The organism is Paraburkholderia sp. GAS348, assembly GCF_050434205.1.
Classification (GTDB): Bacteria; Pseudomonadota; Gammaproteobacteria; order Burkholderiales; family Burkholderiaceae; genus Paraburkholderia.
The window spans coordinates 97,624-119,587 of record NZ_JBNPVT010000008.1 but is presented as its reverse complement, the minus strand read 5'-3'; the positions used below and the strand labels follow the sequence as shown (position 1 = coordinate 119,587).

The following is a 21,964-nucleotide window of genomic DNA, read 5'->3' as shown; positions in this document are numbered from 1 at the left end:
CCCGCTTACCGCGCGATGCCCAGCCGCGCTTTCGCGTCGTCATATTCCTGCGTCAGACGCCGGACCAGCTCACCCACGCTCGGCACATCGTCCATCAGGCCGACGCCTTGGCCTGCGCCCCAGATGTCCTTCCACGCCTTCGCCTTGTCGCTGGCGAAGTTCATCGCGGTCTTGTCCGATTCCGGCAGTGCGTCCGGGTCCAGCCCCGCGTTCACGATACTTTCGCGGATGTAGTTGCCGTGCACGCCGGTGAACAGGTTCGTGTAGATGATGTCCGACGCCGTGGAATTGACGATCGCCTGCTTATAGCTGTCGACCGCGTGTGCTTCTTTGGTCGCGATGAAACGCGTGCCCATGTAGGCGAGATCCGCGCCCATTGCCTGGGCGGCGAGAATCGAGCCGCCGTTGGCGATCGAGCCGGACAGCACGATCGGGCCGTCGAACAGGCGCCGCACTTCGCCGACCAGCGCGAACGGCGAGGTCGTGCCTGCATGGCCGCCGGCGCCCGACGCCACCAGGATCAGCCCATCGACGCCCGCTTCCAGCGCCTTCTGCGCATGCCGAAGGTTGATCACGTCGTGCAGCACGATGCCGCCGTAGCTGTGCACCGCGTCGACGATCTCACGCGCCGGTGCGCGCAGGCTGGTGATGAAGATCGGCACCTTGTGTTCGACGCACACACGCACGTCGTGCTCGAGCCGGGTATTCGACTGATGGACGATCTGGTTGACGGCGATCGGGCCGATGATCGCGTCGGGGTTAGCTGCCTTGTGCTCGGCGAGCTGGGCCTGAATCTGCGTGAGCCATTCGTCGAGCAGTTCGGCCGGGCGAGCATTCAACGCGGGGAACGAGCCGACGATGCCGGCCTTACATTGAGCCAACACGAGTTCGGGATAGCTGACGATGAACATCGGCGAAGCGACAACGGGCAGCGCGAGTTTTTGCAGGACGGCGGGCAATGCCATGGTGCGAGTCTCCTGATGAACGGACCGGTGCGGTGTAGAGCGCCCGGCGATAGTGAGTTTAGCGGCACATGGCCTGTGATGCGTCGAGGCTGACCGGTGTCATGCTGACGTCACGATCTCGCCCCGTATTTGCCATGACCGCCCGGAAATTTTATGAACGGTCGTTCGATTATAGGCGAAGCTGCCGCGCCGTGCCCGTTAGGAACAGTTGGAAGGAGTGTTCAGTTTCTATGCTTGCGTGGGCTATCCCACCCCGCGTCGACACATTGCGCTCCTACAATGCGTTGACTCCCAAACGACAAGAGACCCGCTATGGCCTTCGAGGATTTCACGCCCTTTCGCGTCGCCGTGGGCGACGTTGATATTTTCGGAGTGAAGGGCGGGGCAGGGCCGCCCCTTCTGCTGCTGCACGGTCACCCGCAGTCGCATCTGATCTGGCGGCGGTGCGCAGCGCAATTGGCGGAGCACTTCACCGTCATCGCCACCGACTTGCGCGGCTACGGCGCCTCGGGCAAACCGCCGAGCGACGCCGGCCACACGCCATATTCCAAACGCGCGATGGCGGCCGATCAGGTAGCCATGATGCGCCACTTCGGCTTCGAACGATTCCTGGTGTGCGCACATGATCGCGGCGCCCGGGTTGCGCACCGGATGGCGCTCGATCATGCCGATGCCGTCGAGCGCTTGATGCTGCTTGATATCGCGCCGACGCTCGCGATGTACGAAGCCACCGACCGCGCCTTCGCAACCCATTACTTCCACTGGTTCTTCCTGATCCAGCCGGAGCCGCTGCCGGAGACGCTGATCGGCGCGAACCCGGCTGCGTATGTCGATGCGGTGATGGGGAGCCGCCATGCGGGCCTCGCGCCGTTCACGCCCGAAGCGCTCGACGCTTACCGCAGCGCGCTGGCGCAACCCGGCGCCGTGCATGCGATGTGCGAGGACTACCGGGCGTCGGCGAGCATCGACCTCGAACACGACCGTGCCGACATCGAGCGCGGCCACAAGCTCGGCTGTCCGCTGCGTGTGCTGTGGGGCGACAAGGGGGTGATCGAGAAGTGCTTCGACGCGCTGGCGGAATGGCGTCACGTCGCGCGGGACGTGAGCGGGCGTTCATTGCCGTGCGGGCACTACATTCCTGAAGAGGCGCCGGAGGAACTGGTCACGGAAATGCTGTCGTTTTTCGAAGCGGTCGAACAGTAAGCGGCTTTGTTCATGCGCAATGGCGGCCTCCGGTCGCTGGCCGCTCAGCGCGAGGTGACGAGGCTGCGGTGACGAGGTGACGAGGCTGCGCGGTCGAGCGTTTCGCCTAGCCTAGCGGCGGCAAGCGGCGCGCGGTCGGTTTCATCGAGTGCGGCGGGCGTGGCGGCAGCAAGGCGTTTGGTCATGATGGCCTTCAAATATTAGGCTCCTTCGCAGGAAGACTTAAGTTTAGCCATGTATTCGGGCGGTTGGATTAATTACACTGCTTCTCATGCAGGAATCAATTCAAGGATCGAATCATGGCGTCAAATGAGATTCGCCGCGGCGCGGCTGAAATGACCATGGCCATGCTGATGTCCGGCAGCATCGGCTGGCTGGTGGTGTCGTCGCAGCAGAGCCCGTTCAATGTGGTGTTCTTTCGCTGCATCTTCGGCGGCGCGACGCTGGCGCTCGTGTGCGCCGTGCTCGGCCTGTTCAGGCGCAAACTCTTTTCGTGGAAGATGCTCGGCCTCGCGCTGCTCGGCGGTGCGGCGATCGTCATCAACTGGGTGTTGCTGTTCGCGGCCTATTCACGGGCTTCGATCTCGATGGCAACCGCCGTCTACAACACGCAGCCGTTCATGCTGGTGGCGCTCGGCGCACTGGTGTTTCGCGAGCGCATCAGCGCCTCGACGCTCGCCTGGCTGGCGGTCGCGTTTGTCGGCCTTGTGTTCGTGGTGAAGGTCGAGCCGGCGGTGTTGGCGGTGCCGGGCCAGTATCTGGTCGGTGTCGCCTATGCCGTGGGCGCGGCGGCGATGTATGCGGTCTCGTCGATCATCACGAAGCGGCTGAAGGGCACGCCCCCGCATCTGATTGCGTTGATCCAGGTGTCGCTCGGCGTCGTGATGCTGGCGCCGTTCGTGCGCTTCGATGCGCTGCCGACTAGCGGCGTGCAGTGGCTTGAATTGATCGTGCTCGGGGTGATCAATACGGGGCTCATGTATGTGCTGCTGTACGGCGCGATCCAGAAGCTGCCGACCTCGATGACAGGGGCGTTGTCGTTCATCTATCCGGTGGTGGCGATCATTGTCGACCGGGTCGCGTTCGGGCAGACGCTCGCGTGGATTCAGGTGCTCGGTGCGGTGCTGATCCTGCTCGCGGCGGCCGGCGTGAATCTCGGCTGGCGGATCGTGCCGCAGAAACGTCTGTCCTCGACCTGATGTGATGCTTGCCATGCCGATGAATCGGACTGTATTAGTACGGATTCCGGAGCAACCGGCGCGCTACATTGTTTATATAGACGGATCAATAATATTCAATTCGCACGGCTACGAGGCCTCGTAGCATGGTCTGTATGCGGGTTTAAAAGGCGGCGTCATGCTTCTGTAGGGAAATCACTGATGCGGTCGAAAAACCGGCGCGCGTATCATTCATAGCGACGCTGATCACGTCCGACAGAATTTCCGCCGCTCGCCTTGATGGTCGAGCGGCTTTCTTTTTGTGGCGACGGTTTTGGTGTTTTGCGTGTCCTACGCGGCTTACCGCTTACAACCTGCCGACCGCCCGACCGCCCGACCGCCCGACCGCCCGACCGCCCGACCGCCCGACCGCCCGACCGCCCGACCGCCCGACCGCCCGACCACCCGACCACCCGACCACCCGACCACCTGCCCCGCGCGCATCAACCCTTGCGCGCGACGATGCGCTCGCCATCTATTTCCAATGGCCCGTTCCTGGCAGCCAGTTCCTCAACGATCGTGTGCACCAACGTGGACCATTCGCCCCGTGGCTTGAGCATTGTTGCGGCGGCGCGCATCACGGCGGCATCGTCGAGCATCCGCAGCAAGGTGTCGAAGCTCATCGCGCGAACTTCGAGCAGCTTGAACACGATCAACACCTTCAGCGCATTTTTCGCATTTCGCGCCGGATCGGCGCGTAACCACGCAACGCGTGAAAACGCTCGTTCAAGCGCCTGCTCGACATCCGTAAAGGGTGAGCCGTGGCCGGGAATCACGAGCCGGACGTCGAGCTTCGCGATGGCTTCGAGGACCGCCTGTTCCTCGGCGAAACCGCTTTCGCCTTCCAGCTCGGGAAAGATCACGCCAAAGCCGTTTTCCCACAGCGCGTCCGCGCTGATCAGGACGCGTTCGTCCGCGCAATACAGCATCAACGAATGCGGATCGTGCCCCGGTGCGCCGAGCACTTGCCAGTCGAGCGCGCCGAGCCGCAGCTGCGCGCCAGGTGTGATCGTCTCGGTGAAGGTGAAACGCTCGCAGGTCTGGCCGGTGGCGCGAAACGTCAGACGGGTTTCGTCCCAGCTGCGCACCGAGTCGGCTTCGGATGCGGGAATCGCGGTACGGCACGGCCACGTCGACTGCAAGAGCGCGTTGCCGCCGCAGTGATCCGAATGCAGATGGGTATTGACGATCAGATCGAGCGGGCGCGCGCCGAGCGTTTGCTTTACCAGTGCGACGGTTTGCGGCGCGTGCGTCGCGTAACCGGTATCGACGAGCGCGGCACACGTGTCGTCGACCAGCAGCACGTTGTTCGACGAAAGCCAGCCGCGTTCGAAGACTCGGATCGATTCCGGTAGCGTGATCATGGTGCGCTTGTGCCCGGATTCGTGCCCGCGCTTGTATCCACGCTTGTATCCGAGTTTATGTCCGCGCCCGAATTCGCTAATGCTTCAGGTTTCGGCATCACGAGAATTGTCGACGTACCGATCAACATGGTGTCGCCGCGCTGATTCACCACGCTTCCCTCGAGATGCGCCAGATCGCCGTTCAGACTCGGCTTCCAGTAAGCGTCGCGTACGCGCCAGGTGATCGTCAGCGTATCGTTCGCGTGGACGGCTTTCTTCAGCTTGATGTCGAACTCGAGCCCAAGCGGTTGCGCGTAGGTCGAGAAATGCGTGGCCAGCAGCGCCATGAAATACGCGGTGGGTTGCGTGCCGGACGCGATCAAACCGCCGAAGCGGCTTTGCGCGGCATAGGCGTCGTCGTGATGCAGCGGATTGAAGTCGTTGACGAGCGTGGCGAACGATTTCACCGATTCCGCCGATAGTTCGAGCGTCGAGCTGAACGTCTCGCCGACCGTCACGATGCGCGGCGCGGCGTTCATCGCTGTCCCTTTGCCTGCTTTGCCATGAACTCCGCGTGACGTTCCTCGATCGCGTCCCAGACCGCGCGCTTCGCGTCGTCGTCGAATAATGACCAGCCGGCGATTTCGTCGATGGTGCGCAAGCAGCCTTCGCACCAACCGGTCGAGGCGTCCATCCTGCACACGCTGATGCACGGTGACGGCACGGCGGCCTCGTCGTCTTCGTTATCGATGTCCGCTGTCATCGCTTCACGCCGTCTCGCGCAGCGCCACGTCGATCACCGGGGCGCCCGTCAGCGCAATCAGCTCTTGCGCCGTCAGATTGAACACTGCATGCGGATGACCCGCGGCGGCCCACAGGCTGTCGAGTTCCAGCAGATCGGCATCGATCAGCGTGACCGGATCCGTGGCGTGGCCGATCGGGCACACGCCGCCGATCGCATAACCGGTTTTCTCGCGGACGAACTTCGCATCCGCACGGCCGATCTCGCCGACTTGCGCCGCGACCTTCTTTTCGTCGACGCGATTTGCGCCGCTCGCGATCACCAGTACCGGTGCGTCGTCTTCGCGGCGGCGAAACAGGATCGACTTGGCGATCTGAGCAACCGAACAGCCGAGGCCGGCGGCGGCTTCGGCGGAAGTCTTGCCGGTTTCCGGCAGCATTACGATCCGGCCCGCGTGGCCGCGTTCACGCAACAACTGCGCGACGCGGCGCGCCGAGTCAGGCAACGCGGCGAGATCGTCGGATTCGAGAGAAACTTGGTCCGTCATTGTTTCAGGGTCCTCAAGGATGAGCAGGCGTCAAACGCAGCTGGCTTGTTCGCTGCGCGCTTTGGCGAGCAGTGCCTTGCCGGCGCGCGAGACGTTCGGCTTGCCGATCGACGTCGAAATGAAATCGCCAATCGCGACGACTTGCGCGAGGTCGATACCGGTTTCGATGCCGAGACCGTTCATCAGATACAGCACGTCTTCGGTCGCGACATTGCCGGTTGCGCCCTTTGCATACGGGCAGCCGCCGAGACCTGACACTGAAGCGTGATAGATCTCGATGCCTTCATGCAACGCGGCGTAGATGTTCGCGAGCGCCTGGCCGTAGGTGTCGTGGAAGTGTCCCGACAGACGTTCACGCGGGAACACTTTCGTGACCGCTTCGAACACTTCGCGCGTGCGCTTCGGCGTGCCGACGCCGATCGTATCGGCGATATCGATCTCGTCGCAGCCAAGCGCCGCGAAACGTTCGACCACATCGACCACCGATGCCACCGGCACTTCGCCTTGATACGGACAACCGAGCGCACACGACACGCTGCCGCGAATTCGCACGCCATGATCCTTCGCCGCCTGCGCGACCGGCGCGAATCGATCGATGCTTTCCGCGATGCTGCAGTTGATGTTCTTCTGCGAGAACGCTTCGCTGGCGGCGCCGAAGATCACGATCTCGTCCGCGCGCGCGGCGAGCGCGCCTTCGAAACCGCGCAGGTTCGGCGTCAGCACCGAGTAGATCGTACCCGCCCGGCGCTCGATGCCGGCCATCACGTCGGCGCCGTCGGCCATTTGCGGCACCCATTTCGGCGAGACGAACGAGGCCGCTTCGACATTACGGAAACCCGCCGCCGACAAGCGGTTGATCAACTCGATCTTGATCGCGGTGGGGACGAATTCTTTCTCGTTCTGCAGTCCGTCACGCGGACCGACTTCGACGATTTTGACGTGTTGGGGCAAGGCCATGATGTGTCTCCTGTGTTGACCGGAGTTTGCGCTTTAGCGCGTTACTCCGGTCCCATGCAATGAGCCCGCGCGTGGCGGCGCTTCTTCAGTTGTTCGGTTGGATCCGGTGGCGTTCAAAATCCGCACGCGATAGGTGTGTTCAGTATCCACGTTCAGTATCCGCGCTCAATATCGACCACGCCGCTCACGGTTTCGCCGCGCATCAGCGCCGCCATTTTTCGTGCGACCTGCGCGACGCTCTCTTCGCGCAAGGTGAGCGCGGACATGTGCGGCGTAATTGTGATGCGCGGCTCCCTCCAGAACAGATGATCGGGCGGCAACGGCTCTTCGCGGAACACGTCCAGCGTCGCGGCGGCGAGCTGGCCGCTTGCGAGCGCTTCGAGCAGGTCCTGTTCGACCAGATGCCCGCCGCGTGCGACGTTGATCAGATACGCACCCTTCGCGAGCTTCGCGAAGGTGCGCTGGTTCAACACGTCGCCCGTATCCGGCGTATGCGGCAGCAGATTCACCAGCACCTTCACGCCGTCGAGAAATGCATCGAACTGCGCTTCACCGGCGAAGGCCGTGATGCCGTCGATTTGCCGCGCATTGCGGCTATAGCCGCGCACCGGCATGCCGAACGACGCGACCGTTTGCGCGACCTGCGCGCCGAGTACGCCGAGGCCGAGCACGCCAACCGTGAAGGTCTCGCGTGGGTGCGGATCGAGCACTTCCCAGCGGCGTTCGTTTTGCAGCGTCTGGTATTCGTCGAAACGGCGCAGGTAGCGCAGCACGGCATGCGTCACATATTCGGCCATCTGCGAGGCCATGCCGGTGTCTTCGAGCCGGATCAACTGCGCGTTGCGCGGCAACGTACCGGGGTGCTCGTGTTCGAGCGCGAGGATCGCATCGACGCCCGCGCCGAGATTGAAGATCGCGCGCAGATTGTCGCGGCCGGCCAGCATCTCACGCGGCGGGCGCCACACGACCGCGAAATCGGCAGGGTCGATGTCGCCGGTCTGCCATTCGCGCAGTTCGGCTTCCGGCAGCGCGCGGGCGAAGCCGTGAAGCCACGCGGCGGCGTCGGCATGCGGCATGTAGAAGAGGATTTTCATACGGTCCGGAAGGCGCGTGCGTTGTCGGGTCCGATGGCGGGAAAGGCCCGGTAGAACGGCTGCAACGCCTGCGGCGCTTCAGACGACGCTTGCGGCATGGTGCCTCCTCCTTTTATGGACAGGCTTCATTCTACTTTTTCGAGGCGAATCGCGCGCGTTTGCGCACGGGCATGCGGTTTTGGCTTGGCCGGCCTCTGGGTCGCCCCGGACGTCGCAGTCTGGGCGAAGTCGCTGCACGATTTGCTCGCGCAGCGTTTCGGCAGCGCGTTCGTCAATCTTGGCGATGCGGGACACATCAACACCGCGGCGGGATTCGGCCCTTGGCCGCGTGCCGGGTATTTCATCGACACGTTGGTGCATTGCGCGGCGCCGCTGCGCTTTCGCGAGGAGGCGTTCGAGGGTCGCGCAGCATGCGTTCGTTTGAGTGGGTTTGAGTGCTTCACCCGGCGCTTGGGCGTCGAGCGCCGGGCAAGTGATCGCGTGACCAGACGGATGGCCGAGCGCCCAATTGAGCGCGTGTTTTATCACGCGCGCTTGGTACGCCTGGCTCTTTAGTTCGGCGCGGCGTGCTTATCACAGCCATGCTCGCAGCCGCTCTGATCCAGCGGCATCTGCTGCGCCGCTTCCGCGCGAATGCCGAGGCGTTCGAGCAGCTTGCGGTCCGCTTCGGCTTGCGGATTACTGGTGGTCAGCAACTGGTCGCCGTAGAAAATCGAGTTTGCGTTGCAGGCGCTGTGTTTCCTCGCTGGCGCCGGTCCTGATACGTGCGCGTCGAAATGATCTGGCCGTAGAACTCCGGCGACGTATCGAGGTTGTGGTTGTATTAATCGAGGCCCGCTTCGCGCAGACCTTGCGCCTGATGCGTTTCCAGCATGCCGAGCGTCACGCAGGTTTCGAGGCCCATCGCCTTCACGCCGCGGATCATGTCCTTGATCGGCTCGAGGTGGCGGTCCTTCGGATTGCGCCACGCCGCGCCCATGCAGAAGCGCGTCGCGCCGTTTTCCTTGGCGACCTTGGCGGCGGCCAATACTTCATCGACCGGCATCAGCTTGTCGGCCTGCAGGCCCGTGTCGTGATGCACCGACTGCGGACAGTACGCGCAATCTTCTTCACAGCCGCCGGTCTTGATCGACAGCAGCGTCGACAGTTGCACCGTGTTCGCGTCGAAGTGTTCGCGGTGGGTTTGCTGCGCGCGGAACATCAGGTCGTTGAACGGCAGTTCGTACAACGCGACGATGTCGGCGACGCGCCATTTGGCCACCGGCTTGGCGTCTCCTGCGGCGTGGTTGGATTCATAAAAATTGATTCATAGATATCGGATAAGTCTGAAATCTATCCTGTCGCTTCCCCTGGTATTGGATGTTTCTATTTTATCTGATGATCAATCAAACCTTTGTTGGGCTTTCTTTATGACGTCGCTGTACGTCAAGCATCCATTTTACCTGTCGCTGCACGTGCTTAAGGTTTTCGTGGATGTTCTGTTTGGCGTGGTGGTGCAAGGAGAAGGGATTTTCTGTTACGACGACGGAGAAAAGACGTGAATGTTCGAGAGCAGCTTGTGGGTCATCCAGAGCACTTCGCCGATAGCGAATTTTTTCGATCCGATAGTCGACTGAACGCAGCGGGCACTCCCCACGTGGCGCCACGGCAGCATGTGACTGATGTTCCCGCGGAAAGTGTTAATACCGCTTTTAGTGAGGGCGACGAATTCTGCGCTAGTCATCCCTTCAGCGGGTTTGCTGCATTTATGGATTGATTGTATTGAGGGCGGTAGAGGATCACCGGTTCGGTGAGGAGGGCTCCCACCTTTGAATTGAATGGTGTCGGCGTACTCCCATTTCAAAAAGCGCCCATAAGACCCGGACGGTTTTCGTCGTCCCGTGAATGCCCAGTAAAAAATTAACAATCGGGTCGTATTCGGTTTTCGACGGGTGGGAACATGATGGTCGCACGGCTCTATTATCGCATTATGAATCTGGAGGAGGCGCATATCGACGTGCGCCGTGCAGCAAAAGCATATATCGAATCGCTTTTTGCGGATGACGATGTGGCGCTGCAATCCGGTTCTCGAGACACAGCATTTCCGTGCGTGGATGTCAGCGATCTGGTCGCGCGACTGAACGCGCTCGCTGAACACTGGAAGTCCGATGAACTGGCCCGCCATCCGGTCGCGTGCACCTCTGCTACTGTGCGTTTCGTCGCAGCGCAATATGCGCCAGTGGGACTCGCGCCGGGCTGCGCGCTGCAGAACGTGGTGCACGCAGCAAACTGTCACGAGCCGGTGCCCGCGCACGCGCACGCTGCACACCTGTGGCATGTCGGCGATTTTTCTCCGGCGCGCAATCATGCTTGCCTGTACCGTCAGTTGCTCGAACATACCGGTCAGTATCTGCCGACGATCGATTCGCCGATGTTCGCGGAGCAGGCCGGATTGCTGCCGACATCGCCGGAGCTCGCGGCTTGCTGGCTGGCGTTGTCGCTGAGCCCCGGCGCGTATGGTCCGGAAATTCTCGGCGCGGCGCTGTTTGAGTTGCAGGTCGCGGTTTCCCCGGTCGTCGAGGCCTTGCTGCGCACCAGCGACATCACACGCGGACACCCGTACCTGACGGCGCGGCATGACGCATGTAGGCAGGCCGCGCAACGCCACATCGAGCAGGCGATTGGTGGGATGCTCGGCGAGCCGGGCATCGACTCGTCGACCACGGCGGCGCGCATCGAACGCGGACACCGCATGTCGATGCATCTGCAAGGCGCCTGGCACGCCGCGATCGCTCGCCACGTGCGCGAGCTTCTGCTCGATCCGACGGTCGCCATGGTCGAACTGATCCGCCGAAAATCCCGCTTCGCGGCGGGCTACCACAGTCGGCTCACGCTCGCCGACCGCCCATTCGACGACTACGTGGTGCAGGATCCCGAGCATTTTGTCCGCGATCTTGCACACTCGCGCTGGATCGTGCGCGGCCATCCCGAACAGAGCCTGTTGCTGACCAGGCTAGTCGCATTCGGCGGCCCGATGTTTCGTGTGTTTTCTAATAAAGAACTTGATGTGATGCGCGCTTGGATTGCATCGCTGCCTGCCGGCGCATCGGCAGGACCCTCCACGAATAACTCGTGGGTTACAACATCAGCACCATCCGTCCCGTCTGTGCCGAGCGAGCATCGCGTTGCCGAACCCGCGACGCATACTCGCACCGAAGCGGAACCCGTGCGCGCCGCGAGCGGCAACGTGGGGCCGCGCGAGCTATATCACCGGCTGCTCAACCACGAGAACAACCCGACCGTCTTCGACTACGCCGGCGCATTTGCGGAAACGTGGCTGGCGCGTGCAGTCGAGGTCGCCGAGCGCGGTCCGGACGCGCTGCCATTCGCGGACTACACGCATGAACGCCTGCGGCATTGGTTCGAAGACCGGGCGCTGCGTCAGACGCAGTCGTATGCAGGCCCCGGACAGAACATCGACAAGCCGCGCGAGCAGGTGATCGAGGAGGCAGTACAGCTCTGCCCGATGATCTTTATCGACGGCGGCTGGGTGCAGCGTTGGACCAACGCCGGGTATGTGGAGACCGGCATTGGCACGCTGCTGTACAAGATATTTTCTGACGAGATCGGCAACGGCGACACGCAACTTAATCATCCGAACATCTATCGCGACTTGATGCGGCAGATGGGTATCGAACTGCCGGATTTCAGGAGCCGCGCATTCGCAATGAGCGAGCTGTTCAGCGACGCTGCTTTCGAAGTGCCAGCGTTCTGGCTGTCGATCTCTCAGTTTCCGCGCCGCTTTCTGCCGGAAACGCTCGGGCTGAATCTGGCGATGGAGCTGTCGGGCGTCGGAGGTGCGTACCGCACCGCGCGCGACGAACTTCGCCACTACCAGTTCGATACCCGCTTCGTCGATCTGCACAACACGATCGACAACGCCTCCACCGGACACTCCGCCATGGCGCTGCAAGCGATCGAAGTATATATGGACGCAGCGCTGGCCATGGCCAGCCCGGCAGCATCACGCACGCAGTGGCGACGCGTATGGACCGGCTTCCGTGCGCTCGCAATTCCTCGACGCAGCTGGAAGGAAGTGTTCGCGAAACCGACTTACACCGTTTGACGATTCACGCGCCGCACATTGAAAAAGGGATCTGAGAGTGAGTTCATATGTCATTGGCGTTTCGTTCGGTTATCACGATAGCGCGGCTGCGATAGTCCGCGACGGCGAGATCGTCGCTGCGGTGCAGGAGGAGCGCTTCACGCGGGTCCGGCACGATCCGGGCTTTCCCCTGAACGCGCTGCGCTACTGTTTGCGTGAGGCCGGCGTCACGCTAGCGGATGTCTCCGCGATCTTCTACTACGAGAATCCGGTCAAGAAGCTTGGTCGCATCGTGTCGACCTACTTCGCCTTCGGTACGCGCGGTTTCGGGGCGTTCATTTCGGACGTGCCGGACTGGCTTACCGGCAAGGTGTTCGTCAAACAGCTGATTCGCCGGGAACTGGAGAGCGGCTTTGGGGTGTCCGCGTGTATACCGGCGGTCCATTACATCGATCACCATATGTCGCATGCATCGGCGGCGTTCTTCCCCGGTCCGTTCTCGGAGGCAGCCGTGCTGTGCGTGGATGGCGTCGGCGAATGGGCGACCACCAGCGCGTGGGTCGGCGAGCGGAACACACTGCACCCGGTCTGGGAGATCCGTTTTCCCCACTCGCTTGGCCTTTTGTACTCGGCGATGACCTACTTCTGTGGCTTCAAGGTCGATTCGGGCGAATACAAGTTGATGGGACTCGCGCCGTATGGTACGCCGGTCTACTACGACACGATCCTCGACAACCTGATCGACTTGAAGCCGGACGGTAGCTTCTGGCTGAACATGAAGTACTTCGACTACGCGGTCGGCAACTGCATGATCACCGACGAGTTCGCGACGCTATTCGGCGGACCCCGCCGCGAAGCCGAGAGCCGCATCACGAAGCGTGAGTTTGACCTCGCCGCGTCGGTGCAGCGCGTGCTCGAGGAAGCGATGCTGCGCATCGGCCGCACGATGCGCAAGCAGACGGGCCAGCGCAATCTGTGTCTTGCGGGCGGCGTCGCGCTGAATTGCGTCGCGAACGGCAGGCTGCTCGAGGCGCGGGTCTTCGACCGAATCTGGGTGCAGCCCGCCGCCGGCGATGCAGGCGGCGCGCTTGGCGCGGCGCTCGCGGGCTGGCACGTGCAGATGGGGCACGCTCGCACGCTCGGAACGACGGACCGGATGAAAGCGACGCTGCTCGGCACGTCGTATAGCAATACGGAGATCGAGGTCGTGCTCACCGGCCATCGTGCGGTGTTCGAGCGGCTCTCCGATGAAGCTCTGCCGGCTCATGTTGCTGGGCTTCTCGCGGAAGGCAATGTGGTCGGTTGGTTTCAGGGTCGCATGGAATTTGGGCCGCGCGCACTGGGCGCGCGCTCGATTCTTGGTGATCCGCGCAACCAGACCATGCAAAGCGTGATGAACCTCAAAATCAAGAACCGCGAGTCGTTCCGGCCGTTCGCGCCGGCGGTGCTCGAGGAACACGCGCAGGAGTGGTTCAGACTGGACAGCGCGAGCCCGTACATGCTGTTCGTCGTCGATGTCCAGCCCACGCATCGCAAGCCGGTCAGCGCGTCGCAGCAAACGCTGACCGGCATCGAACTGCTGAACTGCACGCGCTCGTCGATTCCCGCCGTTACGCACGTCGATTTCTCGGCGCGCGTGCAGACGGTCGGCAAGGAAGCGAATCCGCGCTTCAGGCAGCTTCTCGAAGCGTTCCATCAACAGACGAACTGTCCAGTCCTCGTCAACACGTCGTTCAACGTGCGCGGGGAGCCGATCGTCGAGACGCCGTCGAATGCCTATCTCTGCTTCATGCGCACCCAGATGGATTACCTCGTGGTGGGCAACTACGTGCTGCGCAAGGCCAATCAGCCGGAACTGGCGGAGGAGGGCGACTGGCGCACCGAATTCGCACTCGACTGAACCGGGGCGATGTCGCCCTGCATCGACACACTTTTATTCATCGGGACGTCCATGAAAATGGTCTTCAGATTTGCGTTGCTTGCTGTTCTCACGTTGTCGTTTTTCATCTTCGTCGTTCCGTTCGGTGCATGTGCGCGGCTCGTCTCGGACAAGCTTCGTTTGCGCAGGCACGAACGGGCGTCAACCTACTTTCATCTGTCTCCGACCGCCCGGATGAACGGTGGGCGCCTTCACCGGGGCAGCGTGGAGCAGTTCACGAGCCGCAATTCCTGACGTCGAGACGAGGAGGCTGAATGGACAGGCGCGCATTGACGCACGATGAGGCAGTTCGTGAGGTGTACCGATTGACGCCGCAGATCCGCGAGTATGACCAGTTCATGTATCTTGGCGTGCGCTGGTTGCCGTATACGATGTTCTTTCATCATAAGAACTACCGGTCCGACGTGATTAACACGGACGATCAGGGCTTCCGGCTCAGCACATTTGGCGACGCCCGCGACGTGAGCGTGGTTAACCCGCCGAAGGGGCGACCGGTCAACCTGCTGGTCGGTGGCTCGACCGCGCTGGGCACGGGCGCGACGGCAGATTCGCATACGGTCGCCTCACGGCTCGCGGCGTGGACCGGCGAGCCATGGCTGAATTTCAGCGGGCGCGGCTATAACGCGGTCCAGGAGGTGTTGATGTACATGATGCATCAGCACCGCTTCGAGAAAATTAATCACGTCGTGGTGCTGAGCGGCATCAATACACTCGCGCTCGAAGGGCAGCCCGACGAACTCGCCACCGACCACGGACGTTACTACTACTCGTTCGAGTACCCGCACTACATGAACCGGTACAACGACGACCTGAAACGGCGCGCGCGAACTTACGCGTCGGCGCTGGACGGCCGTGAGAAGAGCTTCATCTCCCGATATATCAACCGGTTTCTGTCGGAGGACAACCCTGCGGACGTCGTGATCACCGACGACGGTACCGACACCGATGCGCGGGTCAAGCGCGCGGCCTGGGTCGTGTCGAACGCGATGAAGCAGTGGCAGCAGTTACTGACCGGAACGGGCGCGAAGCTGAGTTTCGTGCTGCAACCGATGTCGTTCTGGACCCGTGATCACCTGGCGTTGGACGAGGCGGCAATATTTCACGCGATCGACAGTTGTCCGAATAACTTCTGGCGACTGTTTGCGGGGATCCTCGGCAAAGAGATTCATGCCCCGTTTGCCGACGGCATACGCGAGGTCTGCGAGAAGCGGAAGATCGGTTTCGCGGACATGAACGTGCTACTGCGCGACTCGCCGGTCATCGACGACTACCTGTTTGTCGACCGTGTTCATTTCAACGACAAGGGCTACGACGAGGTGGCGCGCCTGATCGCCGACAAGATGCTTTAACGACTTGCCTAAAGTGGCAACTGGAGGAATTCATGAAACCGCAGACGAAGAAAGCTGGCCCGCTCGCGATCATCGCCGCGTTGTTCCGCAAGCTGTTCCGGAAGAAAAAGAAGAAGCAGGAGAGTTCGATCTATCCGCTTCGCTGAGGCATAGAACAAGCGGCCGAGGTGCCTCCGCAACCGACGGGGCGCCGCGATGTTCATTTCATCTGGGGACGGTGAGCGCCCCATGTCAATAAGGACAGGAGTTTCGTGAAGATCTTTTCTATGAAGCCGGGCCATGATGGCGCCATCGCGCTGGTGGATGCTGCGAGCGGCAAGCTGGAATGGTCGTTCGAACCGGAGAAGGACAGCTTTCCGCGCTACGAGGTGTTCAATCCGTCGCAGTTCGTGTTTGCTGCCGAGCAGCTTGGCGCGATGCCGGACGTATTTGCCGTGAGTGGCTGGGGCAAGGGCTCGATGGCCGCGAACGCGCCCATCGGTGCCGGCTACTACGGACACGGCAGCGGAGCGGTCCAACATCACCGCACGACGATGTTCGGCGCGAACGTGAACTATTTCACCAGCAGCCATGAACGCTCGCACATCTGGTGCACGTATGGCCTGTCGCCTTTCGAGCAGGGCAAGCCGTGCTATGTGCTCGCATGGGAAGGCGCGCTCGGCGACTTCTATCGGGTCGACGAAAAGCTGGACGTGCATCACGTCGGTCGAGTGATGGTTACGCCGGGCAACAAGTACGCATTTCTGTACGCGCTCGCGGACCCCACGTTCACGCTGCCGAAAGGCAAGCTACGCAACGAGGACCCGGGCAAACTGATGGCGCTGTGCGCGTACGGGGAATCCGGCGAAATGACGCCCGACGAGCGCGAGATCACCGATTTTCTGCTGAAGCGCGACAGCATCCTCGCGACGCTGTCGAAGGACGATCTAAGCGAATCGAAGTATCACAACATCGGTTTGCAGCATCCGGATTTCACCCGGCTCGCGAAGCGTTACTCCGATGAGATCTTCAACCACTTCTATCAGTACGCAAAAGAGCATCTGACGGATGGCTATCCGCTGTTGATTTCCGGAGGATGCGGGCTCAACTGTGACTGGAACACGATGTGGCGCAACAGCGGACTGTTCGAGGACGTATTTGTACCGCCGTGTACGAACGACACGGGCTCTGCGATCGGCACCGCGGTCGACGCGATGCGGGAGTTCACGGGCCGCGCGAAGCTCGAGTGGACCGTCTATAGCGACCGTGCCTTCATTGACGATCAGCCGGACATGCCGGACGTGGACACCTATCCGCTGGATCTGGAGTGCGTCGCCGGCTTTCTCGCACAGGACAACATCGTCGCTTGGACCCAGGGACGGTGCGAGATCGGCCCGCGCGCACTCGGCAACCGCTCGATTCTCGCCGCGCCTTTCGCGCGCTCGACATGCGATCGCCTGAACCACATCAAGAAGCGCGAAGGGTTCCGTCCTGTAGCGCCAATCTGCATGGAGGAAGAGGTGTCGCGTCATTTCGACTGGGCCGGTCCTTCGCCGCACATGCTGTATTTCCAAAAAGTGCGTAATCGCGAACTAGCTGCGATCACGCACGTCGACGGCACCGCGCGCGTGCAGACCGTGAACGCGCAGCAGAACCCACGGATGCACGCGCTGCTCACGCAGTTCCGTGCTCAGACCGGCTCGGGCGTGCTGTGCAACACGTCGCTGAACTTCAACGGCACTGGTTTCATCAACCGCACGAGCGACCTCTACCAGTACTGCAAAACCACGGGGATCGACGGCTTCGTCTACGACGACCGGTTCTGCGTGATCCGCAAGTAAGCTCCCACCGGGCCGCCAGAGGGTCGCCCGCCGAATTCCCGAATCGTATACCCCTGAGACATTCCGCAACCATGACCAAGAAGATTCTCTACGTCTATGCGCCGGCTGGGCCGCCGCTCGATTACTTCTTCCCGAAAGTCGCGAGCCGCGGCGACGTGCACACCTGCATCGTCAGCAAGCCATCCGCCTACAACCTCGAGATTCTGTGCAAGCACAGCACCACGCTGCACGATTTCAGTGGGCTGCGGCCGGACGACGGTTTCGCGCGTGTCGCCGAAATCGCGCATGCACTGAAGCCGGACGTCGTGTTCACGTTTTCCGAGTTCCTGCTGAAGTCCGTGTCGGAGCTCGCGGCGCAGTTGGGCGTGCGCGGCGTAGGCCCGAATATCGACCTCGCGCGCAACAAAATACTGATGCGCAAGCGCTGGCAGGAAGCGGGCGTGCCGCAGCCGGCGTTCCGCGCGATCCGGCGGCGCGACGATCTGCATCGGGTCGCGGAATTGCGCTTCCCGGTGCTCGTCAAGCTCGCCTATGGCGCAGGTTCGATCGGCCAGCAGATCATCCACGGCATGCATGAACTCGACAGCGCCGTCGCGCGTCTGCTAGAGGCCACCGAGGCGGCGCGTCGCGCCGGAAAGCATGAGTTCTCGGAGCAGTCTGGCTTTCCGCAACTGGTCGCGGAGGAGATCATCGAGTCGACTACCGAGTCGTGGTACGCCGAGGACGGATACGGCGATTATCTGAGCGTCGAGGGGCTGGTGCGCGACGGCGAGTATTTCCCGCTTGCGATGACGGGCCGTCTGCGCACCATCGAGCCGTTCACCGAACTGGGCAACGTAGCGCCGTGTGTGCTGAGTCGCGAGAAGAAGGAGCAGATCGTCGCGCTGGTCCGGACTGCGATCGATGCGCTCGGTTTCGAGAACTGCGCGACGCACACCGAGATGAAGCTGATGGCGAACGGCGGCGTGTCGTTCCTCGAAACTGCTGCGCGGATGGGCGGCGTCGCGATCGCAAAGGAAGTGGCTGAGGTGTTCGGCATCGACTACATCAACCTGTTCCTCGATGTGATGCTTGGCGAGCGGGCGCCGATTCCTTCGTTCGAGCAGAACCCGCCGCGCTGCGCGGCGGCGTCAGTGGCGCTGGTCGGCTGCGACAGCAATGGCACCCCGTGGCGTGGCGCGAAGACCTTTGAGCCAGCACAGGTGGACTGGCGCGCGCTCGTCGACGAGCGCGCCAACGTGGGGATAGAAGCCGCTCAGTCGGTGGAACCGGGCAGCCGCATGATGCCCTACGACGGTGCAGGCGGATTGCTGAACTATGCCGGGCAGGCGTTCCTCGTCAGCGCCACGCCGGCCGATCTGAAGCGTGCGGCCTATAGCCTGATCGACGGGCTCGAGGCGCGTTTGCCCGACCACGCGTGAGCACCGAGCGGAGACTGCACACAATGAACCCGACCCCCCCGAGAGTCAGCCTGCTGCTCTGGATTGTCAATCTTTCGTCCATCGCGGCGAGCGTCTTCAGTTATGTCTATCTGTCGTACAGTGCGTATCAGAAGACCGGCTCGATGTTGCTGTCCGAGGCGGTTCTGCTGGCGCCGATGGTGATTCCGGTCTTGCTGTGCTTTGTCATCAACGCGGCGGCTGGCCGGCGCTCGCCGAAGGCTATCCTCGTCTGGTTCAATTTCGCGGGCATGCTGGTCGCGGCGGCGACCTACGCGCTGGTCGACCGTTTTGTCGCTGCGGCGGTTGCCGGCACGCTGGTGATCGGTTTCCTTGATGCGACGCAGCGGATCGCGCGAACCGTCGCGATCAAACGCTATTTCTCGAACGACGACATTCGCTATGCGTTGCCGATCACGCTGACCGCGCAGTTCATCGCCGGCGCGATTGCGGGTGTCGCGTTGTCGTTGTACAAGAGCGAGATCACGTCGACGATGGCCGGAGCGATCACGATCGCGGCATACGGTCTAGGCACACTGGCAGCGGTGTTGCTGCCCCGCGCGCCGGCCCAGCCCGCCCCCGCCGCGTCGGCCGGCGCTTTCGGCACGCTCGTGCAAGTGCTGCGGACTTCGCCCGCGTTGCAGCGTCACTTTATCGCGTTCATCCTGCTGGTGTCGGTCTACCAGGGTTTCTTCAACGTGTCGCGGGTGACGCTGCCAATCTCGGTGCTTGGCCTGTCGCAGACCCATGTCGGCTATCTGCAGATTATCAGCGCGACGTCAGCTCTGATCGCTGCATTGATGTTTGCGTTTGCGAGCCGGCGTGGCGTCACGCCCGGCAAGGTGGCCATGTTCGCGATGAACGTGATCTGTCTCGGCGCGATGGCGGGATCGGCGGCGTTCCGGGACGTGACGGTCAGCTACACACTCTACTTCGTCTACATGTTTTTCTGGGAGGTGCTGTTCTTCAAGCATCAGGCGGACGTCGTCGCGGCGACACCGCCCGAGCATATGGCGCTCGTCGCTACGTTCCAGTATGCGAGCGTCTATCTTGGGATGATCGTCGCTGGATTCGCGGGCAGCTGGATCGCGCAGGGGTACGGTCTGTTCGTCGCAGCGCTCGCGTTCGTCGTGTTCTACGTGGCGAGCATGACATGGAACGCCATGCGAGACATCAGCGCTGTGCGCGAATCGGCTTATGGCCGCTGAAACAGACCTCCATCGTTCGGTTCAGGCCGGCGTTGCCGGAGACATCGCTGCATGTCCATTACCAGGTGAAACACCATGAATAAAGCTATGCCGCTGGTCATGATCCACGGCCTGTTCGGGTCACAAAGCTTCTATGCACCGAGCCGGCGCATTGTCGCCGTCGATGTTCATACACCCGATCTGATCGGCTACGGCGCGCTGAAAGACAGCGCGGTTGAGCCGATCACGCTGGCCGGCCAAGCGGCGCATGTGATCCGCTATGTGCACGAGCACGTCGGCGCACCGAGCATCCTGCTCGGACACAGTGTCGGCGGCGCGGTCGCGATGCTCGCCGCCGCGTCCGCGCCCGACCTTGTGTGCGGGGTGATTAATGTCGAAGGCAATTTCACGCTCGACGACGCATTCTGGTGCCGGAAAATCGCCGGTCTCGACGCCGCCGCGTGGCAAGCGGAGCACATGCGCCTCGTCGCCGATCCGGAGGGCTGGCTGAAGAACGGTGGTATTGCCGTCACGCCGCAGCGTCTCGAGTGGGCGCGCACCGCACTCGCGAACCAACCGCGCGAAACGATTCAGGCGATGGCGCGCGCGGTGGTGGCGGAAACCGGCGCACCCGATTTCCTTTCGCACATTCGCATGGTCGTCGAACGGGGCACTCCCCTCTTCATGCTCGCCGGCGAACGGTCGGCGTCCGGATGGGACGCGCCGGACTGGGCGCGCGCTGCGGCGCGCTCCTACGTGGTCCAGCCGGATGTCGGCCACATGATGATGCTCGAGGAGCCCGATGGGTTTTGCCGGATCGTCGGCGGGATGGTCGCCCAGATCGCGGCCTGACCGGTGGCGTCATGTCACGAAGTTAATCTTTGCTTGGAAGTAAAAAGGCCACCTCCGAAACGAGGTGACCTTTTTTATTGCGCGCGTTTCATCACGCGTGCCGGGTACGCGTCGCTTTTTAGTTCGGCGCAGCGTGCTTGTCACAGCCGTGCTCGCAGCCGCTCTGATCCAGCGGCATCTGCTGCGCCGCTTCCGCGCGAATGCCGAGGCGTTCGAGCAGCTTGCGGTCCGCTTCGGCTTGCGGATTACTGGTGGTCAGCAACTGGTCGCCGTAGAAAATCGAGTTTGCGCCAGCCAGGAAACACAGCGCCTGCAACGCTTCGTCCATCTGCTCGCGGCCGGCCGACAGACGCACCATCGCGCGCGGCATCGTGATGCGTGCAACCGCAATCGTACGGACGAATTCGAACGGATCGATCGTTTCGGTGCCGGTCAGCGGCGTGCCTTCTACCTGCACCAGGTTGTTGATGGGCACCGATTCCGGATACGGCTCCATGTTCGCCAGTTGCGCGATCAGGCCGGCGCGCTCACGGCGCGATTCGCCCAGACCGACAATCCCGCCGCAGCATACGTTGATGCCCGCATCGCGCACGCGTTCCAGGGTGTCGAGACGGTCCTGATACGTGCGCGTCGAAATGATCTGGCCATAGAACTCCGGCGACGTATCGAGGTTGTGGTTGTAGTAATCGAGGCCCGCTTCGCGCAGACCTTGCGCCTGATGCGTTTCCAGCATGCCGAGCGTCACGCAGGTTTCGAGACCCATCGCCTTCACGCCGCGGATCATGTCCTTGATCGGCTCGAGGTGGCGGTCCTTCGGATTGCGCCACGCCGCTCCCATGCAAAAGCGCGTCGCGCCGTTTTCCTTGGCGACCTTGGCGGCGGCCAATACTTCATCGACCGGCATCAGCTTGTCGGCCTGCAGGCCCGTGTCGTGATGCACCGACTGCGGACAGTACGCGCAATCTTCTTCACAGCCGCCGGTCTTGATCGACAGCAGCGTCGACAGTTGCACCGTGTTCGCGTCGAAGTGTTCGCGGTGGGTTTGCTGCGCGCGGAACATCAGGTCGTTGAACGGCAGTTCGTACAACGCGACGATGTCGGCGACGCGCCATTTGGCCACCGGCTTGGCGCCTGCGGCGGCGTTGTTGGCGTGGTTCGAGGCGGCCGCGTCGGCTGGCGTCGGAGCGATGTTCAATTGCGTCATGTCGTCAATCCTCATGGATGGA

At 62.2% G+C, this 21,964-nt stretch carries 19 protein-coding genes and 2 pseudogenes; 10 read left to right on the top strand and 11 right to left on the bottom strand.

All coding sequences use genetic code 11. The features are described 5' to 3' along the window. Positions 1–5 precede the first annotated feature (5 nt). On the bottom strand, positions 6–965 hold the full coding sequence (locus tag P3T22_RS16155; protein WP_063494559.1) for an NAD(P)H-dependent flavin oxidoreductase: 960 nt from the start codon (positions 963–965) through the stop codon (positions 6–8). Between the two features lie 312 nt (positions 966–1,277). Here P3T22_RS16155 and P3T22_RS16150 point away from each other — a divergent pair, with 312 nt between their 5' ends. Beyond that, complete coding sequence (locus P3T22_RS16150; RefSeq protein ID WP_429325450.1) at positions 1,278–2,168, top strand: alpha/beta fold hydrolase; 891 nt, start codon at positions 1,278–1,280, stop codon at positions 2,166–2,168. Positions 2,169–2,212: 44 nt separating this feature from the next. Here P3T22_RS16150 and P3T22_RS16145 read toward each other — a convergent pair whose 3' ends face one another. After that, complete coding sequence (locus P3T22_RS16145; protein WP_429325449.1) at positions 2,213–2,353, bottom strand: hypothetical protein; 141 nt, start codon at positions 2,351–2,353, stop codon at positions 2,213–2,215. A gap of 114 nt (positions 2,354–2,467) precedes the next feature. Between P3T22_RS16145 and P3T22_RS16140 the strand changes: the two genes are divergently transcribed. Next, positions 2,468–3,367, top strand: coding sequence for a DMT family transporter (locus tag P3T22_RS16140; protein ID WP_429325448.1), 900 nt, complete (start codon positions 2,468–2,470; stop codon positions 3,365–3,367). 461 nt (positions 3,368–3,828) lie between these two features. Here the strand turns inward: P3T22_RS16140 and P3T22_RS16135 are convergent, their stop codons facing one another. The 6 genes from P3T22_RS16135 to P3T22_RS16110 all read right to left on the bottom strand — a co-directional run bounded on the left by P3T22_RS16135 (position 3,829) and on the right by P3T22_RS16110 (position 8,068). Then, the gene (locus P3T22_RS16135) at positions 3,829–4,749 is read right to left on the bottom strand and encodes an MBL fold metallo-hydrolase (protein WP_429325447.1); all 921 of its coding nucleotides are present in this window, start codon (positions 4,747–4,749) and stop codon (positions 3,829–3,831) included. Beyond that, positions 4,746–5,267, bottom strand: coding sequence for a MaoC family dehydratase (locus tag P3T22_RS16130; protein WP_063494563.1), 522 nt, complete (start codon positions 5,265–5,267; stop codon positions 4,746–4,748). The genes P3T22_RS16135 and P3T22_RS16130 overlap by 4 nt, the downstream gene beginning before the upstream one ends. Continuing rightward, entirely contained in the window at positions 5,264–5,491 is a 228-nt protein-coding gene (locus tag P3T22_RS16125) for a DUF1289 domain-containing protein (protein WP_063494564.1), read from the bottom strand. The genes P3T22_RS16130 and P3T22_RS16125 overlap by 4 nt, the downstream gene beginning before the upstream one ends. Positions 5,492–5,495: 4 nt before the next feature. Further along, a complete protein-coding gene (locus P3T22_RS16120; RefSeq protein WP_063494565.1) occupies positions 5,496–6,017 on the bottom strand; it encodes a YbaK/EbsC family protein in 522 nt (173 codons plus the stop codon). Between the two features lie 30 nt (positions 6,018–6,047). Beyond that, the gene (locus P3T22_RS16115) at positions 6,048–6,974 is read right to left on the bottom strand and encodes a hydroxymethylglutaryl-CoA lyase (RefSeq protein ID WP_429325446.1); all 927 of its coding nucleotides are present in this window, start codon (positions 6,972–6,974) and stop codon (positions 6,048–6,050) included. Positions 6,975–7,126: 152 nt separating this feature from the next. Continuing rightward, entirely contained in the window at positions 7,127–8,068 is a 942-nt protein-coding gene (locus tag P3T22_RS16110) for a 2-hydroxyacid dehydrogenase (protein ID WP_429325445.1), read from the bottom strand. 243 nt (positions 8,069–8,311) lie between these two features. On the opposite strand from P3T22_RS16110, the pseudogene P3T22_RS16105 reads away from it, so the two are divergent. Then, positions 8,312–8,492 (top strand): annotated as a pseudogene (locus tag P3T22_RS16105) (alpha/beta hydrolase); the annotation flags it as partial. A gap of 127 nt (positions 8,493–8,619) precedes the next feature. Here the strand turns inward: P3T22_RS16105 and P3T22_RS16100 are convergent. Continuing rightward, positions 8,620–8,763, bottom strand: coding sequence for a hypothetical protein (locus tag P3T22_RS16100; RefSeq protein WP_429325444.1), 144 nt, complete (start codon positions 8,761–8,763; stop codon positions 8,620–8,622). A 56-nt stretch (positions 8,764–8,819) separates the two neighbouring features. Next, a pseudogene (locus P3T22_RS16095) lies at positions 8,820–9,374 on the bottom strand (biotin synthase BioB); the annotation flags it as partial. A gap of 633 nt (positions 9,375–10,007) precedes the next feature. On the opposite strand from P3T22_RS16095, the gene P3T22_RS16090 reads away from it, so the two are divergent. From P3T22_RS16090 to P3T22_RS16060, 7 genes are all read left to right on the top strand, one after another. Next, positions 10,008–12,173, top strand: coding sequence for an iron-containing redox enzyme family protein (locus P3T22_RS16090; protein ID WP_429325443.1), 2,166 nt, complete (start codon positions 10,008–10,010; stop codon positions 12,171–12,173). A 37-nt stretch (positions 12,174–12,210) separates the two neighbouring features. Continuing rightward, positions 12,211–14,052, top strand: coding sequence for a carbamoyltransferase family protein (locus P3T22_RS16085; protein ID WP_063494570.1), 1,842 nt, complete (start codon positions 12,211–12,213; stop codon positions 14,050–14,052). Between the two features lie 293 nt (positions 14,053–14,345). Further along, entirely contained in the window at positions 14,346–15,440 is a 1,095-nt protein-coding gene (locus tag P3T22_RS16080; protein ID WP_063494572.1) for an SGNH/GDSL hydrolase family protein, read from the top strand. A gap of 266 nt (positions 15,441–15,706) precedes the next feature. Further along, a complete protein-coding gene (locus P3T22_RS16075) occupies positions 15,707–17,260 on the top strand; it encodes a carbamoyltransferase C-terminal domain-containing protein (protein WP_082854903.1) in 1,554 nt (517 codons plus the stop codon). Between the two features lie 71 nt (positions 17,261–17,331). Then, on the top strand, positions 17,332–18,681 hold the full coding sequence (locus P3T22_RS16070; RefSeq protein ID WP_063494574.1) for an ATP-grasp domain-containing protein: 1,350 nt from the start codon (positions 17,332–17,334) through the stop codon (positions 18,679–18,681). A 23-nt stretch (positions 18,682–18,704) separates the two neighbouring features. After that, positions 18,705–19,907, top strand: a complete 1,203-nt coding sequence (locus tag P3T22_RS16065; protein WP_429325442.1) for a hypothetical protein — start codon at positions 18,705–18,707, stop codon at positions 19,905–19,907. Between the two features lie 75 nt (positions 19,908–19,982). After that, positions 19,983–20,738: an alpha/beta fold hydrolase gene (locus tag P3T22_RS16060; protein ID WP_063494576.1), complete on the top strand. Its 756-nt coding sequence runs from the start codon at positions 19,983–19,985 to the stop codon at positions 20,736–20,738. Between the two features lie 118 nt (positions 20,739–20,856). Here P3T22_RS16060 and bioB read toward each other — a convergent pair whose 3' ends face one another. After that, positions 20,857–21,942 carry a biotin synthase BioB gene (gene bioB, locus P3T22_RS16055; protein WP_429325441.1) on the bottom strand — a complete coding sequence of 362 codons (1,086 nt, stop codon included), beginning with the start codon at positions 21,940–21,942 and terminating at the stop codon, positions 20,857–20,859. Positions 21,943–21,964: the final 22 nt, after the last annotated feature.

Bases quoted from the DNA above. Each gene is read 5' to 3' on its own strand.
- P3T22_RS16145 (WP_429325449.1), bottom strand. From the start codon at position 2,353: ATGACCAAACGCCTTGCTGCCGCCACGCCCGCCGCACTCGATGAAACC.
- P3T22_RS16070 (WP_063494574.1), top strand. From the start codon at position 17,332: ATGACCAAGAAGATTCTCTACGTCTATGCGCCGGCTGGGCCGCCGCTC.
- P3T22_RS16150 (WP_429325450.1), top strand. From the start codon at position 1,278: ATGGCCTTCGAGGATTTCACGCCCTTTCGCGTCGCCGTGGGCGACGTT.
- P3T22_RS16080 (WP_063494572.1), top strand. From the start codon at position 14,346: ATGGACAGGCGCGCATTGACGCACGATGAGGCAGTTCGTGAGGTGTAC.
- P3T22_RS16115 (WP_429325446.1), bottom strand. From the start codon at position 6,974: ATGGCCTTGCCCCAACACGTCAAAATCGTCGAAGTCGGTCCGCGTGAC.
- P3T22_RS16135 (WP_429325447.1), bottom strand. From the start codon at position 4,749: ATGATCACGCTACCGGAATCGATCCGAGTCTTCGAACGCGGCTGGCTT.
- P3T22_RS16090 (WP_429325443.1), top strand. From the start codon at position 10,008: ATGATGGTCGCACGGCTCTATTATCGCATTATGAATCTGGAGGAGGCG.
- bioB (WP_429325441.1), bottom strand. From the start codon at position 21,942: ATGACGCAATTGAACATCGCTCCGACGCCAGCCGACGCGGCCGCCTCG.
- P3T22_RS16155 (WP_063494559.1), bottom strand. From the start codon at position 965: ATGGCATTGCCCGCCGTCCTGCAAAAACTCGCGCTGCCCGTTGTCGCT.
- P3T22_RS16065 (WP_429325442.1), top strand. From the start codon at position 18,705: ATGAACCCGACCCCCCCGAGAGTCAGCCTGCTGCTCTGGATTGTCAAT.
- P3T22_RS16130 (WP_063494563.1), bottom strand. From the start codon at position 5,267: ATGAACGCCGCGCCGCGCATCGTGACGGTCGGCGAGACGTTCAGCTCG.
- P3T22_RS16075 (WP_082854903.1), top strand. From the start codon at position 15,707: ATGAAGCCGGGCCATGATGGCGCCATCGCGCTGGTGGATGCTGCGAGC.
- P3T22_RS16140 (WP_429325448.1), top strand. From the start codon at position 2,468: ATGGCGTCAAATGAGATTCGCCGCGGCGCGGCTGAAATGACCATGGCC.
- P3T22_RS16120 (WP_063494565.1), bottom strand. From the start codon at position 6,017: ATGACGGACCAAGTTTCTCTCGAATCCGACGATCTCGCCGCGTTGCCT.
- P3T22_RS16110 (WP_429325445.1), bottom strand. From the start codon at position 8,068: ATGAAAATCCTCTTCTACATGCCGCATGCCGACGCCGCCGCGTGGCTT.
- P3T22_RS16125 (WP_063494564.1), bottom strand. From the start codon at position 5,491: ATGACAGCGGACATCGATAACGAAGACGACGAGGCCGCCGTGCCGTCA.
- P3T22_RS16060 (WP_063494576.1), top strand. From the start codon at position 19,983: ATGAATAAAGCTATGCCGCTGGTCATGATCCACGGCCTGTTCGGGTCA.